Annotated in this window: 13 protein-coding genes and 1 pseudogene; 6 read left to right on the top strand and 8 right to left on the bottom strand. The window is 65.2% G+C overall.

The window, feature by feature from the left end:
* Positions 1–50: 50 nt before the first annotated feature.
* From P9K36_RS19145 to P9K36_RS19135, 3 genes are all read left to right on the top strand, one after another.
* Positions 51–2,474 carry a sialidase family protein gene (locus P9K36_RS19145; protein WP_278305764.1) on the top strand — a complete coding sequence of 808 codons (2,424 nt, stop codon included), beginning with the start codon at positions 51–53 and terminating at the stop codon, positions 2,472–2,474.
* Positions 2,475–2,745: 271 nt separating this feature from the next.
* A complete protein-coding gene (locus tag P9K36_RS19140; protein WP_347568058.1) occupies positions 2,746–4,239 on the top strand; it encodes a UbiA family prenyltransferase in 1,494 nt (497 codons plus the stop codon).
* Position 4,240: 1 nt separating this feature from the next.
* The gene (locus P9K36_RS19135) at positions 4,241–4,663 is read left to right on the top strand and encodes a GtrA family protein (RefSeq protein ID WP_179696963.1); all 423 of its coding nucleotides are present in this window, start codon (positions 4,241–4,243) and stop codon (positions 4,661–4,663) included.
* 429 nt (positions 4,664–5,092) lie between these two features.
* Here P9K36_RS19135 and P9K36_RS19130 read toward each other — a convergent pair whose 3' ends face one another.
* Entirely contained in the window at positions 5,093–5,254 is a 162-nt protein-coding gene (locus P9K36_RS19130; protein WP_159020337.1) for a hypothetical protein, read from the bottom strand.
* Between the two features lie 623 nt (positions 5,255–5,877).
* Here P9K36_RS19130 and P9K36_RS19125 point away from each other — a divergent pair.
* Positions 5,878–7,035, top strand: a complete 1,158-nt coding sequence (locus P9K36_RS19125) for a DegT/DnrJ/EryC1/StrS aminotransferase family protein (RefSeq protein WP_278305763.1) — start codon at positions 5,878–5,880, stop codon at positions 7,033–7,035.
* A gap of 352 nt (positions 7,036–7,387) precedes the next feature.
* Here P9K36_RS19125 and P9K36_RS19120 read toward each other — a convergent pair whose 3' ends face one another.
* Complete coding sequence (locus P9K36_RS19120; RefSeq protein WP_179696961.1) at positions 7,388–8,905, bottom strand: GNVR domain-containing protein; 1,518 nt, start codon at positions 8,903–8,905, stop codon at positions 7,388–7,390.
* A 290-nt stretch (positions 8,906–9,195) separates the two neighbouring features.
* Between P9K36_RS19120 and P9K36_RS19115 the strand changes: the two genes are divergently transcribed.
* Both P9K36_RS19115 and P9K36_RS19110 read left to right on the top strand, forming a co-directional pair.
* The gene (locus P9K36_RS19115; protein ID WP_278305762.1) at positions 9,196–10,482 is read left to right on the top strand and encodes a hypothetical protein; all 1,287 of its coding nucleotides are present in this window, start codon (positions 9,196–9,198) and stop codon (positions 10,480–10,482) included.
* Positions 10,483–10,727: 245 nt separating this feature from the next.
* Positions 10,728–10,922: pseudogene (locus P9K36_RS19110) on the top strand (IS3 family transposase); the annotation flags it as partial.
* A gap of 13 nt (positions 10,923–10,935) precedes the next feature.
* Here the strand turns inward: P9K36_RS19110 and P9K36_RS19105 are convergent.
* The 6 genes from P9K36_RS19105 to P9K36_RS19080 form a co-directional block, all read right to left on the bottom strand.
* Positions 10,936–11,193: a Rieske (2Fe-2S) protein gene (locus P9K36_RS19105; protein WP_347568057.1), complete on the bottom strand. Its 258-nt coding sequence runs from the start codon at positions 11,191–11,193 to the stop codon at positions 10,936–10,938.
* Between the two features lie 61 nt (positions 11,194–11,254).
* Positions 11,255–11,959, bottom strand: a complete 705-nt coding sequence (locus P9K36_RS19100; RefSeq protein WP_278305761.1) for an ABC transporter ATP-binding protein — start codon at positions 11,957–11,959, stop codon at positions 11,255–11,257.
* Positions 11,952–12,773, bottom strand: coding sequence for an ABC transporter ATP-binding protein (locus P9K36_RS19095; protein WP_278305760.1), 822 nt, complete (start codon positions 12,771–12,773; stop codon positions 11,952–11,954). The genes P9K36_RS19100 and P9K36_RS19095 overlap by 8 nt, the downstream gene beginning before the upstream one ends.
* Positions 12,770–13,804 (bottom strand): branched-chain amino acid ABC transporter permease, encoded by a 1,035-nt coding sequence (locus tag P9K36_RS19090; protein ID WP_278305759.1) that lies wholly within the window; start codon positions 13,802–13,804, stop codon positions 12,770–12,772. Before P9K36_RS19090 ends, P9K36_RS19095 begins: the two co-directional genes overlap by 4 nt.
* On the bottom strand, positions 13,801–14,673 hold the full coding sequence (locus P9K36_RS19085) for a branched-chain amino acid ABC transporter permease (protein WP_278305758.1): 873 nt from the start codon (positions 14,671–14,673) through the stop codon (positions 13,801–13,803). The genes P9K36_RS19090 and P9K36_RS19085 overlap by 4 nt, the downstream gene beginning before the upstream one ends.
* A gap of 397 nt (positions 14,674–15,070) precedes the next feature.
* Positions 15,071–16,219, bottom strand: a complete 1,149-nt coding sequence (locus P9K36_RS19080) for an ABC transporter substrate-binding protein (RefSeq protein WP_278305757.1) — start codon at positions 16,217–16,219, stop codon at positions 15,071–15,073.
* Positions 16,220–16,228 lie beyond the last annotated feature (9 nt).

Genomic DNA, 16,228 nt, shown 5'->3' with positions numbered 1-16,228 from the left:
TTGGGTCAGTTGGCGGTCCGTTGCTGCACGAGGGTTCATGGTTGCAGCCAATGTTGGTTGAGTTGATGCTGGCTAAACTCGGTCTTGCGGACCCGAAGATGACCGGGCGATCTGCGGTCGCGCATCGCATGTGGAGGCTTCGTCGGCCGTTCGATCAGGGACGCTCGTCGATGATGCGCCTGTCGCTGTCCGTGTCGTTACGCGGTTTCGCCCTGTTGCTTTGGGGGGTCGTGGTGCTGCCCGTCGCTCGTGCGGAGACCTATCTCTGGCGGTCGGTGAAGATCGGCGGCGGTGGATTCATAACCGGATACTCATCTGATGCCAGCGGGTCGACGCGCGTCGTCAGAGCGGATGTGTACGGAGCTTATATCTGGAGCGACACGGCCAATCGGTGGGTCCAATTGGTGACCACCGCGTCGATGCCGTCGACGTTTCACGTTCAGAACGGGCTCAATGAGGGGGTGTACGAGGTCGTCGTTGCCCCGTCCGACGCGCGCCGGATCTATCTGGCTCTGAAGGGAAGGGTCCTTACCTCGCGGGATGGAGGGCGGTCATTCGCCGCCTCATCGACAGCTCCGTTCGAGCATGGATTCGATCCAAATAGCGAGCTCCGCAATTACGGGCCGTTCATTTCGGTCGACCCTGTGCGCCCGGACTTCGCGCTCTTCGGAACCCCGGCCGATGGTCTCTGGCGCACCGAGGACGGAGGCGTGACGTGGTCACGCATCCCGACCGTGCCTCCGGCGATGGATCTACGCCCGGCGCAGGACGGCCATCAGAGCCCCGGCATCATCACGTGGTTTGAGAAGCCGGGCGGCCAAGTCGCAGGGCGCGTGTGGGCGATGTCGGCAGGAAACGGCCTTTTCGCCTCGTCCGACGGCGGCCGAAGCTTTTCCCGCCTGGCATCCGACGGGCAGGGCGGGCCGTCGCTTCTCACGCAGGGCGCCTTCGCGCGCGACGGGACCTTCTTTGGTGTCGATCGCGAGACACGAATGGCTTGGCGTTATCGCGGGGGTGGATGGCAGAGCCTTACATCCAACGGAGGCCTGCCGAGCCTGCCCTTCGCAGCCGTGGCGATCGACCCGGACGATTCACGCATCCTCGTCATCGATGAAAGCGGGACGGTGTTCCGATCGAATGACGGAGGACGGTTGTGGACACGACTGGCGCATGAGTCCCGGGTCGGGTCCGGCGACCCGCCATGGCTTCGCGTCAGCAATGCGTCCTACTTCGCTATGAGCCGTATCATGTTCGATCCTGTGAAGAAGGATCGGCTCTGGGCTGGCGCAGGCATGGGCGTGTTCTACGCCGACCTCTCCGACTCTTCGCGGACAGTGACGTGGGTCAGCCAGACACGGGGGATCGAGGAGCTCGTCGCGAACGACGTCAACCAAGCCCCAGGGCAGGCCCCCCTGTTTGCGGTCTGGGATTTCGGTATTCACGTCAAGCGGGACCTGACGGCGTACTCAACGACATACGGTCCGAAAGAGCGTGTGCTGATCGCAGCACAGCAAGTGGCGCTGACACCCGCCAATCCGCGATTCGTTGTGACGAATGCGTCCGATACCCGAATGTCCTGCTGCTCGGAAGACGGCGACGCCGTGCTGGCCGGGTACAGCTTGGATGGCGGCGACAGCTGGACCAAATTCGCCGCGCTTCCGACCCCGCCTGGGACCCGTCCCGAGGACCCCTGGCGCATGGCGTTCGGTACGATCGCGGTCTCGGCCGGCGACACCAACAACATCGTCTGGGAGCCGACCTATAACCGCGCTCCGTTCTACACGAAAGATCTCGGCCGAAGCTGGCGACGGGTGGTACTGAGCGGCGAGTCCCTTCCGTTCACGGGCTCACATCCGCACATATACCTGTCGCGGAAGACACTCACGGCGGACGGCACGCGGCCCGGCGTCTTCTATCTCGTTCACAGCGGGGAGGGGGCGAATCAGCGGCTCCAAGGGCTTTGGCGGACGGGCGACGGTGGCGAGACTTGGCGCCAAGTCTTTAAGGGTGAGATCGCGCCGAACACCGGGTACGCCGCGAAGCTCCGCGCCGTGCCAGGTCGACCGGGCGAGCTCTTCTTCACGTCGGGCATCCCGTACGCAACGGGGACGCCCCTGAGGCGCAGCCGCGACGGCGGGGAAACCTGGACCTCGATCCGCGGTATCAGCCAAGTGGATGATATCGCTTTTGGTCGACCTGATCAGGCAGGTTATCCTACAATTTTCTTATCCGGTCGGCTGAATGGCGAATATGGATTCTGGCGATCGATTGATGAAGGTGAGAATTGGACGAAGATAGGGGCTTTCCCCGTCGGCAGCTTGGATCAGGTCACTGTTCTCGGCGCCGACACCGATCATTTCGGCCGTGTCTACGTGGGTTACATGGGGTCCGGTTTCCTGGTCGGGGAACCGGCCGACTGCAAAGCGAAGCCCTACGCATTCGGAGAGGACGCAGAATGCTTTTCGCTGCGCTGAGACCCGCGATGGCGGCCTCTCCGGTCGCCGCGTGGCCCCGAAGAACGGCGCTGTGGCGACTCCGGCAATGAGTCTTCGGCTGGGAAATTGTCATCTCGGTCGTGACCTGACCAGCCGGATATGGATCACGGCAATTCAGCAGTCGTGATTGAGGTGGCCCTGTTTAAATCGGTAGCGGAGCTTTCGGTCTGTGATGATGCGATCTGTTCTGCACGATATCACCCGCCGCATTCAGTATGGCCGGTCTCCGAGCTTGGGGGCCGGGTCCTTGCTGTCAGGGCACATCGCTTCGGGGGTCGAGGCCGTTCGGCACCCGGCTTGGCCGAAACTCGGGTCTCGCGAGGTTCCCCTCATCCTCGATCTCGACGGAACGCTCCTGCGGACGGATGTCCTGTACGAGAAGGCGCTTGCGTTGGTGCGGGCCGATCCGCTGAACGTCCTGCGCATGCTCTACTGGGCGATGGGCGGCCGCGCCCACCTGAAGCGGCGCATGGCTCAGGCTGTCACGCTCGACATCGAGGCGCTGCCGGAAAACCCCGAGCTGGTCGCCTTCGCAGAGGCCGAGGCCAAGGGAGGCCGGCCGATTCACATGTCGACCGCCACCGACAATGTGACGGCCTCCCAGATCGCCCGCCGCTTCCCGTTCATCAGCAGCGTCATCGCCAGCGACGGGCAGACGAATCTGAAAGGGGCCGCCAAAGCGGCTGAGCTTGCCCGCCGTTTCCCGCTCGGCTTCGACTATGCGGGCGACAGCCGCGCCGATCTGCCGGTGTGGCATGCCGCCCGGCAGGCGATCGTGGTCGGCGCCTCCCCGGGGGTGGAGCGCGCGGCCGGCAGAGCAGCCGACGTCGCCGGCGTCTTCCGGCGCCCGCCCTACGGTCGCCTGCTCCTCAAGAGCATGCGGTCCCATCAATGGGCCAAGAATGCGCTTATTCTCGTGCCAGCAGTCCTGGCCAACCGCTTCCTCGACCCGTCCGCCCTCGGGTCGCTCGCGATCAGCTTCGTGGCGCTCTGCCTGATCGCCTCGGCGACCTACATCCTCAACGACATCTGGGACGTGGCGGACGATCGTCGGCATTGGTCGAAGAAGAACCGTCCTCTCGCCAGCGGCCAGTTTCCGATCGTCTACGGCCTCGCCGCCGTGCCGGCCGGCCTGGGAGCCGGATTCCTGCTCGGCGCACTGGCTGGCCCGAAGGTGGTTCTCACGCTGGCAGCCTATACCGGGCTGACGCTCGCCTACTCGTTCTATCTCAAGCGGGTGGTCCTGCTTGACGCCTTGACGCTCGCCAGCCTCTTCACGATTCGGTTGGCGGTGGGCACCGCCGCTGTGGAGGCCATCGCCTCGCCGTGGCTGTTCGTGTTCTCGATGTTCCTGTTCACCTCACTGGCCTTGGCGAAGCGCCACACAGAGATCGCCCGTGCCACGGCGCGCGGCGCGGCTCAGATCAACGGACGCGGCTACGTGGCAGTGGATTTGCCCCTCGTGCTGGCCGCCGGTGTCGCCGCGGGCACGTCCGCGCTCCTGATCTTGGTGTTCTACGTGATCGACGACGCGTTCAAGCAGACCTTCTATGGCGATGTGGCATGGCTCTGGGGCTTCCCCCTGGCGCTGTCGATCATCCTGGGGCGAATCTGGGTCGCGTGCCAGCGCGGCACGCTGCAGGATGATCCGGTTGTCTTCGCGCTGACGGACCGGCTGGCGTTGACGGCCGGCAGTGCGCTCGCGATGTGCTTCGTGCTGGCTTGGGCGGGCTTTTCGGTCTGAGATGATGCGGCTCTACCTGCAGGACCTCATCCGCCTTGATCAGCGCGTCCGATTTCTGCTCGCGGGCGGCTTCGCCTCGGGCGTGAGTTGGGCATCACGCTTCCTGTTCAACACCGTAATGCCGTTCGCGCTTGCGGTCGCCACAGCGACCGCGCTCGGCATGGTGATCGGCTTCCTGATCTACCGCAGCTTCGTCTTCCCGGGCTCGTCGCGATCCCTTGCCGCGCAACTCGGGGGGTTCCTCCTGGTCAATCTGATCGGGGGACTCGTCACCGTGGCGGTGGCGATTGTCGCACGCGATGGGCTGTTGATGCCGCTCGGCCTTACAGAGATCGCGGCGCCTGCCGCGCACGCGATCGGTATCATGGCCGGTGCCGTCGCCAACTATGTTGGACACAAGTCGGTCACCTTCAGGACGGCCTGAATGCTCCTTCGTGAGCGCTGATCATGCCCCTGTGCCGCTTTCCCGCGCGCGGCGTAAAACGGACTGTCGCGCATCCGCGGATCATCCCCTCGAGCCTTGCCGCGCACGTTCGTCGGCTGGAGCGGCGCGAGACCCACCGAAGCCGCGCCAGTTAGGCCGAATCGCGCCGCCTGGAGTCCTCCGTTCCGGAAGGCCGGGGATGCAGCGGCTCACCCGAGCCAGACGCCGCGATTTCGCGATCGCTGAGGTGTCGGCAACGTCGTGTCGAACGGTGGTCCGAGCGGCTTCGGCTGGTGCGGTCGTCTTGATCCTGGAACCGCGCGCTTATCCCCGGAACCGGCGGTCGATTCGTTGCCGCGCAGCCGGGTTGTACTGCGCGTCGCGAGCGATCAGGATGTCGAGCGGTCGGTTCGCCAGCAACCGATCCCGTTAAGCCGCGCCCCGCTGGCGCATAAGCCAGCATCCAGCGAGCAGAGCGGCACAATTGCCAGAGATGAAGACCGCGAGGATCGAGAAAACCAAGCCGCTGCCGATCGTGGAGATGAACGCAACGAGAGCCGCTGCGAAAGCCGAGGCGATGATAAAGACCATGTCTGGGCATCCTCGCTTGGAGCAATCGCCAGCTCACGCCGATCGCGAACTCTCCTCGTCAATCGTTACAGAAGCGTAAACAGTAATTTGCCAGCGCAGCACCTCGGGAAGGCCGACCACCGGACCCCTATCGCGACGACGCTCATGAACGGTGAACTGGACCGCGTCGCGCCTCAGCCGATGCAACCGAGGACGGCGCCGAGCTCGGCCCCCGGTCTCAACGACGTCCCCACTGGCACGGCAATCGGGATCTCCTGTCCGCAGCTTGGACTTGAGCAAGGCAGCAGCGATCGCGTCGCGCGAGAAACCCGATCGCATCTGCGGGGAACCGCGCAGGCAACGGGGGCCTTCATTGAGCCGGCGCGTGTTTGGGCCCTGCGCCGCGGGTGCGCCGTATGCTCAGGGGGCCGCGACCCTTGGCGACCGGACCAAAGGCGCAAAGCGGCCTCGGCCGTGTCGGCCCGCGCGAGCCTGACGCGCGTCGCGTCGACAGACATCAGAGCAGATCAGACGATCGGACGGCCGTCTCGTGGGCGGCTTGATCTGTTATACCGCGCGGTATTCCGACTGCCCGGACGGTGTATACTGATACCGAACAACCCTCCTTCAGCGAGGTCAGCTGAATGGCTGTCCCATTTTATCGACACGCCCTCCCGGCTTGCTACGCTGAACGTGTCGCGTCGGTTCTCGCGAGTCCCTTTCTCACGAGCGGTCCGCGGTGCCAGGAGGTCGAAACGACGCTGCGCCGCTTCTTCGGGGTCGGGAGCGCCAAGCTGACGTCAAGCTGGACGCAGGGCGCGGTCGCGACTTTGCTCGCCCTCGATATCGGACCGGGCGACGAGGTCATCGTTCCTGCCATGACATTCGCCGCGACAGCCAATGTCGTCCGGCAAGTTGGAGCGACACCGATTTTCGTGGACGTTGATGCGCGAACATTGCTCATGGACCTGACCCAGGCAGGGCAGGCGGTGACCACGAGGACCAGAGCCGTCATCCCGGTTCACCTGTATGGCCAGATGGTGGATATACCGTCGCTCAGGGCCGTGATCCCCGAGTCGGTCAAAATCATTGAAGACGCGGCGCACTGCTTCGAAGGCACGCGAGACGGCCGGCGTCCGGGCCAGCTCGGCGATGCGGCGATCTTCTCGTTCTACGCGACCAAGAATGTGACCTGTGGCGAAGGCGGCGCCGTCGTCACAAACGATTTGGCTCTGGCGGATGCCTTGGCTCAGACCGTTCAACACGGCATGTCGGCGAGCGCGGCCCGGCGTTTCGAGGGGCACACCTACCGCCATTGGGACATCGCCCGCTTGGGGACGAAGGCCAACCTCCCGGATTTGCTCGCGGTCCTTCTGGAGCCGCAGATCGCTGAGATCGACCTGCAACTGCAGATCCGGGAGCGTCTCTGCAGACGGTATGAGGCTGCACTCGCGGGCACGCCCTTCAGATGGCCGACCATCGACGCCGACGCTGTCTCGGCGCGGCATCTGTTCCCGATCCACGTTCCGGGCGGGGCGCGAGATGCCGTCTTGAATGCTTTCGGCGAGGCCGGGATCGGTGCGACCGTGAACTATCGCTGTGTTCCCTCGCTGAGCCTGTACCGCACCGCGCAAGCGCAGCTTCGTTTTCCCATCTCCTGGCACTGGGGCGAAGGTACGCTCTCGCTTCCGCTATACCCGAGCCTGCGTGAGGATGAGCAGGACGAAGTCATCGCGGCCCTGCGGCGTTCCATTGCGACAACGGGCTTATCGGGCGCCGAGCCTGCACCGATCGCGTCCTGATCACACCTCGGTGTCTCGCATGCCTCGGTTGTGCCCCAGCTGTTCGGCAACGGTGTCGGATGGCCAGGACAAGTCGGGCGTTCACGCCCGATGGCCAATGCAAAGCCGCAGCGTACCTCGCTGAACGGGCGCTCGCCCCGCGTTTTCGGTCGGCAGAATCGATGCGGGCTTCTTCCTGCGGCCCGGTTGCGTCCCTGTCCGATCAGGCTGCCGAGATCGCGCGGTCGCGTCGTATGCGCGACCGAATGCCCGGGGAGCGCAACGTGCAAGGATGTCCATCGGCATCTTCGCGGAAAGGCCCGAGTGAGCGTCGCCGTCGCGGCAGCGGCATCACCCAGGATTGAGCAGCGCTCTAAGATCCTGACTGCGTCCGTGCGCGGCGCTTGAGGTCGGCCATCGCGAAATAGGCCGACGCCTTCCGGAGAAGCTCATTGGCCTGCGCGCCGGGTGTCGAGGCGTGTGCAGCGGTGAAGCGACCGGGAGCGGCCGGCGCGTCCGGGGCCGTCGCGTCGGACACCGGTCGCGGGCCGTACATTTCGAGCATCAGGGACGCCGATGCACCCAGGATCAGACCGAACACGACGCCGAGCCCGAGGAATTGAGCCCCGTTGGGAAAAACGGCCCGGAGCGGAGTCGTCGCCGACTGAATCACACGGATGTTCGTCAGCTTTGCCGATCTGAGATCGGCATTGATTTGCTCCTCGGTGGTCCGCTTCGCGTAGAGTTCAGCATTCAAGGTCGCCTGGGCGACGTCGCGTTTCAGCCTCTCGAATTCGGTCTGTTTGCTCACAAGCGTCGTCAGGTCTCGGTTGACGGTGCTGATCTCCTGCTCCTGCTGCTTGACGAGATCGAGAAGGCCGGCGATCTCGGAATTGACCTTCAGCAGCGCCACCATCGAGTCCTGATAGACGCGCACCATCAACAAAGGCGGGTCGCCCGCGCCGGCCGTGTTCTCTGAAGGGCCGCGTGACGGCGACCGACCTTTCTCGTCACCGCCGAGATTTTCGACCAGATTCGACACGAACGGAGATTGTGTCACCGGCTTGAGAAGTCGCAGCTGTGCGACAAGCGCCCCCTTTTGACCCTGCTTATCGACCAGCGAGCTGCGCGTCGCCGTCAGAGCCGCCGCGATGTCGCTGGCACGATGCAAAAGCAGGCTTCGCTCATCCTCCACGGAGTACATTCGTTCCCGGCGGGAGAAATGCTCCAACAGTCGCGAGCGCATCTCCACTTCTTCGTTGAATCGCTTTTTCTGCTCGCGAAAGAAATCGATGGCGCCCGGCGTATCGGCGAGACGGATCTGGCGCTCGATAAATGATTCGGCGACGGCGTTCACGAACGCCGCCGTCAGACGTGGATCCGTGTATTGAAACGAGATTTTCAGGACCTCGGAATTGGGTTCAGTCCGCACCGTGAGGCGTCGGCTCAGGACGGAAGCGACCAGATCGATATCGGAGATGCCTGAGTCCTTACCCCCAGCGTTCTCCGGGACTGCCCCCTCTGTGTCACGCCGGCCATGGACGATCTGCCTCAGCCATCCTCCCAATCCGGGAAGGCGGGATTGGCCGACGCCTTTGAATTTATCGAGCCCGACGCGATTGATTGCGCCGCGAACGACATCCTCACTTTCCGCGATTCGAGCTTGAGAGGTGATCAACTCAAGCTGTTTCCGGCTACCATCGGAAATATTTTCCGAAGCTTGACTGACAAGAAGCGATGTCGATGCTTCATAGACCGGTGCGATCAACAAATAAGCCGATAAAAACAGGGCAATACCGGCTCCCACCGCCAGGACCATCAATGCCTTATGTTTCCACATGCATCGCAACACCGTGCCTATCGAAGGCTTCATGTCTTGATCGTGCAGCATATACGACATCCTGCTGGCGTGCGCCCTATTTATATTCGAGCCGCGGATTTATCGGCTAAACTAAAAAACGCACAAATTACTGCGATCGTTACTCCATTTTAAGGGCTTGATATTTTCTACGATCAGGCGTTCAGTCAAAAGTCGGCGCTTAATCGCTAGTGCTCAAGGATATCGTGACCTTAGCAGGATTCATGCCTGAATTGCAACAACGCTCTTTATTCGCCCTTCGAGGCGAGACGTATTATATTTGAATTGGTGCTGGAATGCTCGTTTGGAAACGAAATCTTTCCATGAAGATCGCCGTTGCACAGGCCGTGCAAATCATCGCGCCCTACATGCTTGCCGTGTCCGGCCCATTGGTGCTGTCAGCGACACAATTCGTTCTGTCAGTCGTTCTTGTCCATCTGATGAGCCCGAAGGACTTTGGCACTTTTTCGTTCCTTATGGTGACATCACAATTTCTGATGAGCTTTTCCGGCGCCTTTCTGTGTGCTCCCCTTCCCGTCGTGATGGCGAGAGCCAGTAACACACGCGATGCCGCTACTGTCGAGTGTTTGTTTGGTGTGAATATTATTATCGGACTATTAGTTTTTGTGGTGATTACCGCGCTCAGTGCTGCTCTCGGGATTGAAATACTACCTTCAGCCCTATTCGGAGGATTTGCAAGCCTGACAATGCTGCGCTGGTTCGGTCGCGCCTACGCGTATGCAATCGGCCTGCCGCAACGTGCCACCCTGTCCGATATCGTATCCGGCGTCGTCCTCGGCGTCGGCATCGGGTTGATCGCGTGGCAGGGCAGCGCTTCCCCCCTCTTCGCTTACGGATTTCTGATGCTCAGTGCCGCCGGCGGCCTGCTGGCGTTCGGGCCTCGCCATCTCGCGGAACACCTTCGATTGCCACGCCTCGAAGAATTGTCGCGCTATGGTGCCGTCTGGAAAGAGCATTCGAGCTGGTCGCTGCTCGGACTGGTCACGACGGAGGCCACCGGCAACGCACATGCTTATTTCGTGACCCTGATCTCGGGTGCCGTCGCCTTTGCGGCGCTCGCGGCGAGCGCACTCCTGATCCGGCCGGCCATCATCCTTATGAACGCCCTCGGAGAATTCGAGAGACCGCGTCTCGCAAGGCTCGTCGCCCAACAGCGATGGAGCGACGTCGATCGCACGCTGTCCCTGTTTCGATTCATTCTCATGAGCGGCTGGTTCGCAACCTTGGGCCTCGGCGTCATCGTCGCCTATTTCGCGCCCTCGCTTCTGTTTTCGAAAGACTACGATCTGCTTTATGTTCAGAAGGCATTTGTCCTGTGGTTGGCGATCATGGGCCTCCGCCTTGTCCGCACCCCGGAAAGCATCTTACTGCAAGCCGCAGGGCAGTTCCGGGTGCTGGCTTTCTCAAGCGTCTACTCGTCGGTAATCTCAATTATCCTCGTCGTTGTCATGGTCTGGGTGGTGGGGCCACTGTACTCGATGGTCGGCGTTCTCGCAGGCGAGGCGATCTTCACGCTGGCTGTATGGCGCGTCGCGCGTGCTTGGCGCTGGAAGGGCAGGCAGGCGTCTCCGCACGTGCAGTTGCCGTGAACGCGTGCAGTCTTCGCGATCACCGCCGCAGACGGCTCATCGTGGCCAGCCGGACGCGCCCGGGCGGCACGGGTCGCGCCAGTCTGCGCCGCTGACGGTCGCCGCGCCCGGCACGTCGCCTGCCCCGACCCCGGTTCACCATTCCGAGGGCGGTCTGCAACTGAACTGTGGACTCACCTCGGAGACCCGGAGAGCGCTTTCCGTGAACGCGGAGGCCGTCCTTACTTGGGTCTGGTGCCGCGGCGGTGCGTCTTGCTCAGACGAGCGGACGGTCTCGCCGCGCGGCGGCCGCCGATCTCGGCGTCAGGCTCCCGACCGTGCGCAACGGAATCGACGGCCGGCGTGATCGCGAGATGGACGCGGCACCCGCAGAGCGGCTGGAGGGCATGGCTGCCGCGCTGAGGCGCCTGCGCCGCGGGAACGCCGTGCAGCGTCGGGACGGCTCGAGACACATCATTTCATCCTGAGCCATAGCCCGTCCGATGCCGACTCGATCTCGAACAGGCGAAGGGCACGAAACGACCAGCCCGGTGAGACGGAGCCATCTCGGAGATCGAAAGAGGCAAGATGCCGGGGGCAGTGCAGCCGTCCACCGACGCACTGGCCGAGAGACAAGTCTGCCCCCTCGTGCGGGCAGGCCCGCTCGGCGGCTACGATCCGCTCGCCATCGCGCACGAGAAGCAGATGGTATACTCGGACGGTGATCGCCACCGAGTTCCGCCCGGCGAGAAGGTCGTGCGGGCCGAGGCAAATCCGCTCTGGCCCGTCCGTCTCAGCCACCGAGATAGGCGTCCCGCACGTGGGGATCGGCGATGAGGTCCTGCCCGCGCCCCGCGAGGACGATGCGGCCGGTTTCGAGCAGGTAGGCGTAATCGCAGAGTTCTAGGGCCGCGAACGCATTCTGCTCGACGAGCAGCACGGTCGTGCCGGCATCGCGGATCGCCCCGATCACCGAGAACATCCGCTCGACGATGTTGGGGGCGAGCCCCAGGGAAGGCTCGTCGAACAGCACGAGCTTCGGGCGCCCCATCAGCGCGCGGCCGATCGCCAGCATCTGCTGCTCGCCGCCCGACAGCGTGCCGGCCGCCTGGTCGCGGCGCTCCGCGAGGCGCGGAAACTCCCCATAGATGCGCGTCAGGTCCGCCGCGACCGCCGCCCAATCGCGGCGGAGATAGGCGCCCATGGCGAGGTTCTCGGCGACCGTCATCTGCGGGAAGACGCGCCGGCCCTCCGGACAATGGGCGATGCCCGCCGCCAGGATCCGGCGGGGCTCCGCCCCCGCGATGTCCCGGCCGGCGAACCGGATCGCGCCGGAGCGCGGCGCGACGAGGCCGGAGATCGCCCGGAGCGTCGTGGACTTGCCGGCCCCGTTCGCACCGACGAGGGCCACGAGTTGGCCCTCGCGCACGTCGATCGTGAGCCCTTTCAGCGCCGTGACGTGGCCGTAGCCGCAGACGAGGTCGCGGATCTCAAGCATGGACCGCCTCCTGCGCGGCAGCGGCGGCTGCGGCCTGCCGGGCCGCGCTGCCCTGGCCGAGATAGGCCTCGATCACCGCCGGGTCGCTGCGGATCCGATCCGGCGGTCCCTCGGCGATCAGGCGGCCGTAATTGAGGACGACGATGCGGTCGGAGACCTCCATCACCATCGGCATGTCGTGCTCGACGAGCAGGATGGTGACGCCGCGCTCCCGGATCTGCCGGATCAGGCGCACGAAGACCCGCGTCTCGGAAGCGTTCATCCCCGAGACCGGCTCGTCGAGGAGCAGCATGGCGGGCTCGGTGGCGAGCGCCAGCGCCACGCCGACGAGGCGCTGCTCGCCGTAGGCCAGGGCGCCGGCCTTCTCCTGCGCCCGGCCGGCGAGCCCGACCCAGTCGAGCAGCGCCGCGGCGCGGGCGCGCAGCTGCCTCTCGCCGGCCCCCGCGCGGCCGAGGAGCGCGTCGAGAACGGGCGCGCGGCCCGCCGCGGCGCCCATCTGGTGCAGGCCGATCATCACGTTGTCGAACACCGTATCGTCCGGGAAGACGCTGGTGCGCTGGAAGGTGCGGGCGAGTCCGAGCCGCGTGATCGCGTGCGGCGGCAGGCCCTTCAGCGACGTGCCGCGGAAGCGGACATCGCCCTGGCTGGGCTTGAGGAAGCCCGTCATCACGTTGAAGGCCGTGGTCTTGCCAGCCCCGTTCGGGCCGATCAGGCTGACGATCTCGCCGGCCTGGACGTCGAAATGCAGGTCGGCGATGGCGACGAGGCCGCCGAAGCGGACGCCGACATGCTCGACCGAGAGGATCGCGCTCATCGCTGCACCGCCGGGTTGGCTTCGAGGACCGGGATCGACCGGACCTGCCGGCGGCCGACCAGCGCTGACAGTCCCGGCACGATGCCCCGCGGCATCACGAACAGGATCACGATCAGCACGAGGCCGTAGACGATCCACTGCGCCTCCGGCGCCATGACCGGGCGGAGCGCCACCGGCAGCAGACCGAAGATCAGGCCGCCGACGACCGGGCCCATCAGGCTGCCCTTGCCGCCCGCCACCACCATGATGACCATGGTGACCGTGGTGGCGAACAGGAACACGTCGGGATCGATGATCCGCAGGTAATGCGCGTAGAGGCTGCCGGCCGCGCCGGCCATCGCCGCCGAAATCACGGCCGCGACGGTCAGCGTGCGGGTGGCGTTGATGCCCACCGAGAGCGCCAGGGACTCGTTCTCCTTGAGGCCCCGCATCGCCCGGCCGAAGCGCGAGCCGACGAGGCGGGCGATGATCAGCCAGCACAGCGTGCCGACGGCCAGCACGAGGTAGTAGTTCTGGAGCTTGGTCTTCAGGGTCCACATCCCGAGGCCGGGCAGACCGAGGGTGATGGCCGGGATGTTGGTGAGCGCCAGCGGTCCCTGCGTCAGCTCGACCCAGTTGAGGGCCACGAGCCGTACGACCTCGGCGAACGAGATCGTGACGATCACGAAGTAGGCGCCCCGCACCCGGAAGGAGAGCCGCCCGATCAGGTAGCCGCAGCCGCCCGCCGCCACCGTCGCCAGCAGGAGGCCGGCCACCGCCGGCCACGGCTCGTGGACCGCGCGGATGCCGAACCCGAGATCGACGTCGAAGCCGAGGCTCGTCAGCGCGCTGACATAGGCGCCGATGCCGAAGAACGCGATGTGGCCGAGGCTGAGCTGCCCGGTGAAGCCGAGGAGCAGGTTCAGGCTCATGGCGCCGATCGTCAGGATGCCCGTCACGATCAGCGCGTTGAGGAGGTAGGGGTTGGCGCCGAGACCCAGGGGCAGGGCGACGAGGCCGGCGAGCAGGGCGAGGGGGAGAAGCCGGCTCATCCGATGCGCTCCGCCTTCGCGAACAGCCCGGTCGGCCTGTAGAGCAGGACCGCGATGATGATCAGGAAGCCCATCGCGTCCCGGTAGCCGGAGGAGACGTAGCCGGCGCCCAGTTCCTCGGCGAGCGCCAGGATGAAGCCGCCGATCGCCGCGCCGGTGACGTTGCCGAGCCCGCCCAGGATGACGATGGCGAAGGCCTTCAGCTCGGCGAGGCCGCCCATCTGCGGGAACACCACGTAGACGGGACCGAGGAGCGCGCCGGCGGCCGCCGCCAGCGACGAGCCCAGCGCGAAGGTCGCGGTGTAGATCCGGCGGACGTCGACGCCCATCAGCGCCGCCGTGTCGGCATCCTGGAAGGCGGCGCGCATCGCGAGCCCGAGCTTGGTCCGGTTGATCAGCGCGTAGGTGAGGGCGATCAGGGTCAGCGCCGCGCCGAGCACGAACAGCCGCAGCCACGATACCGAGACCGGGCCGATCTGCAGCGGCGCCTCGGGGAAGGGCGCGGGGATCGCCTTGGCGACGCCGCCGAAGGTCCAGAGCGTGCCCGATTGCAGGATGATCCCGGCGCCGATCATCACCAGCATGGTGGTGTCGATGTCCGAGCCCCGGAACGGGCGCAGGAGCACAAGCTCGATCGCGGCCCCGAGCAGGAGCCCCCCGAGGATCGCCACCGGCAGCGCCAGGAAGAAGTTCAGCCCGAGGGCGGCGACGGCGAGGTACATCACGTAGGCGCCGACCGTGTAGAGCGCGCCGTGGGTGAAGTTCACGACGTTCATGATCCCGAAGATCAGCGTCAGGCCGATCCCCAACAGCGCGTAGGTACCGCCGAGGATGAGCGCGTTGACGAGGTGCTGGACCAGTTCGTTCATGGGCTTCTCCTGGCAGGTTGCGTGCCGGACGACCGGCGCCTCGCTGCGTGCGGGGACACGCGGGTTGCCAATTCGGGAGCCGGCACCGCGCGTCTCCCTCTCCCGCAGCGACGATGGTCACACATCTTCGTTTTGCACCGACGCGGGCCGGAGAGCGCGACAGGCCCCCTCTCCCGTGCGGGAGAGGGTTGGGGTGAGGGATGAGAACTCTTCGGATCGAGAGCGCGATCGATGCGCGACAGGACGCGCCTCGTTCTGAAAGCTCTCGTCCCTCACCCTATCCCTCTCCCGCTCGGGAGAGGGGACCCGCGCTCGGTCCTGAAACCGCGTGGCCGAACCCGATGTGTGATTCTGTAAGCCCCCGCCGAGGGGGGAGGGACGGCGCGCGGCGGCAGCCCTACAGTGCCGGCACCATCACCTTCCCGTCCTTGATCTCGATGAGGTAGACGTCGGGCTTGCTCTGCCCGCTCTCCTTCCCGGCGGGGCCGGCCTTGGCGAAGCGGATCGGACCGTTGAGCCCGACGAAGTCGACCGACCAGAAGGCCTTGGTGATCGCGGCCGGATCGGCCGAGCCCGCCTTCTCGATGGCGTGGGCGATCGCGCGGATGCCGTCGTAGCCGCGGAAGCTCTCGGTCACGCCGGCGAAGTCGAAGCCGCGCTTCTTCCACGCGGCGATGAAGGCCTCGGTGGCCTTCGGGTCCGGCGTCCTGTCGGGCGACCAGGGCAGGAACGTCGTGAGGTGCATCGTGCCGTCGGCGGCCGCGCCGGCCTGGGCGATGATCTGGTCCGGGTTCTGCGATCCGCCGGTGGTGATAACCCGCTTCTTCAGGCCGAGCGCCGCCATCTGCTTGAACAGCAGCACGAGCTGATCGACGGAGCTCGTGATCATGATCGTGTCGGAATCCGAGGCCTTCAGCTTGGCGAGCTGCGCGCTCATGTCCTGCGCGCCCTGGTCCATGGTCTCGACAAGGCCGACCGCGACGCCCTTGTCCTTGAGCATCTTGCCGAAATCGGTCGCTGCGCCGCGGCCGAAATCGTTGTTGAGGACGAGGAAATCGACCTTCTTCAGCCCGAGGCGGCCGACCATCGGCGCGAAGGTCTCGGCCTCCAGCGACGAGGGCGGCGAGATCCGGAACACGTAAGGGTTGCCGGAGGTCGTGATCTTGCCGGACGAGGAGGTCTCGACCAGCATCGGCGTCTCGTAATCCGCGAGCTTGGGCATCACGGCGAGCGTCAGGCTGGAGCCCCAGGCGCCCATCATCACCGGGGTCTTGTCGCTGGTGATCAGCTTCTCGGCGACCGCGGCGGCCTCGGTCGGGTTGCTCTTGTTGTCTTCGATCACGAGTTCCAGCGTCTTGCCGAGGACGCCGCCCTTGGCGTTGATCTCGTCGGCGGCGATCTTGGCGCCGTTCACCACGTAGGTGCCCGAGGCCGCGAACGGCCCGGTCAGGGGCTCGTTGACGCCGATGCGGATCGCGTCCGCCCGGGCGCCCGTCGCCGTCAGCGCCAGCAGGATCGCGGTCGTGAGGGTGAACCTGCTGGGCATTCGCGTGTC

It is taken from the genome of Methylobacterium sp. 391_Methyba4 (genome assembly GCF_029691625.1).
Classification (GTDB): domain Bacteria; phylum Pseudomonadota; class Alphaproteobacteria; order Rhizobiales; family Beijerinckiaceae; genus Methylobacterium; species Methylobacterium fujisawaense.
The sequence above is the reverse complement of the archived record's forward strand: the minus strand, read 5'-3'. Positions and strand labels throughout refer to the sequence as shown.

Coding starts and splice junctions, on each gene's coding strand:
- P9K36_RS19145 (WP_278305764.1), top strand. CDS start 51: ATGTTGGTTGAGTTGATGCTGGCTAAACTCGGTCTTGCGGACCCGAAG.
- P9K36_RS19135 (WP_179696963.1), top strand. CDS start 4,241: ATGATGCGGCTCTACCTGCAGGACCTCATCCGCCTTGATCAGCGCGTC.
- P9K36_RS19130 (WP_159020337.1), bottom strand. CDS start 5,254: ATGGTCTTTATCATCGCCTCGGCTTTCGCAGCGGCTCTCGTTGCGTTC.
- P9K36_RS19125 (WP_278305763.1), top strand. CDS start 5,878: ATGGCTGTCCCATTTTATCGACACGCCCTCCCGGCTTGCTACGCTGAA.
- P9K36_RS19120 (WP_179696961.1), bottom strand. CDS start 8,905: ATGCTGCACGATCAAGACATGAAGCCTTCGATAGGCACGGTGTTGCGA.
- P9K36_RS19115 (WP_278305762.1), top strand. CDS start 9,196: ATGAAGATCGCCGTTGCACAGGCCGTGCAAATCATCGCGCCCTACATG.
- P9K36_RS19100 (WP_278305761.1), bottom strand. CDS start 11,959: ATGCTTGAGATCCGCGACCTCGTCTGCGGCTACGGCCACGTCACGGCG.
- P9K36_RS19095 (WP_278305760.1), bottom strand. CDS start 12,773: ATGAGCGCGATCCTCTCGGTCGAGCATGTCGGCGTCCGCTTCGGCGGC.
- P9K36_RS19090 (WP_278305759.1), bottom strand. CDS start 13,804: ATGAGCCGGCTTCTCCCCCTCGCCCTGCTCGCCGGCCTCGTCGCCCTG.
- P9K36_RS19085 (WP_278305758.1), bottom strand. CDS start 14,673: ATGAACGAACTGGTCCAGCACCTCGTCAACGCGCTCATCCTCGGCGGT.
- P9K36_RS19080 (WP_278305757.1), bottom strand. CDS start 16,219: ATGCCCAGCAGGTTCACCCTCACGACCGCGATCCTGCTGGCGCTGACG.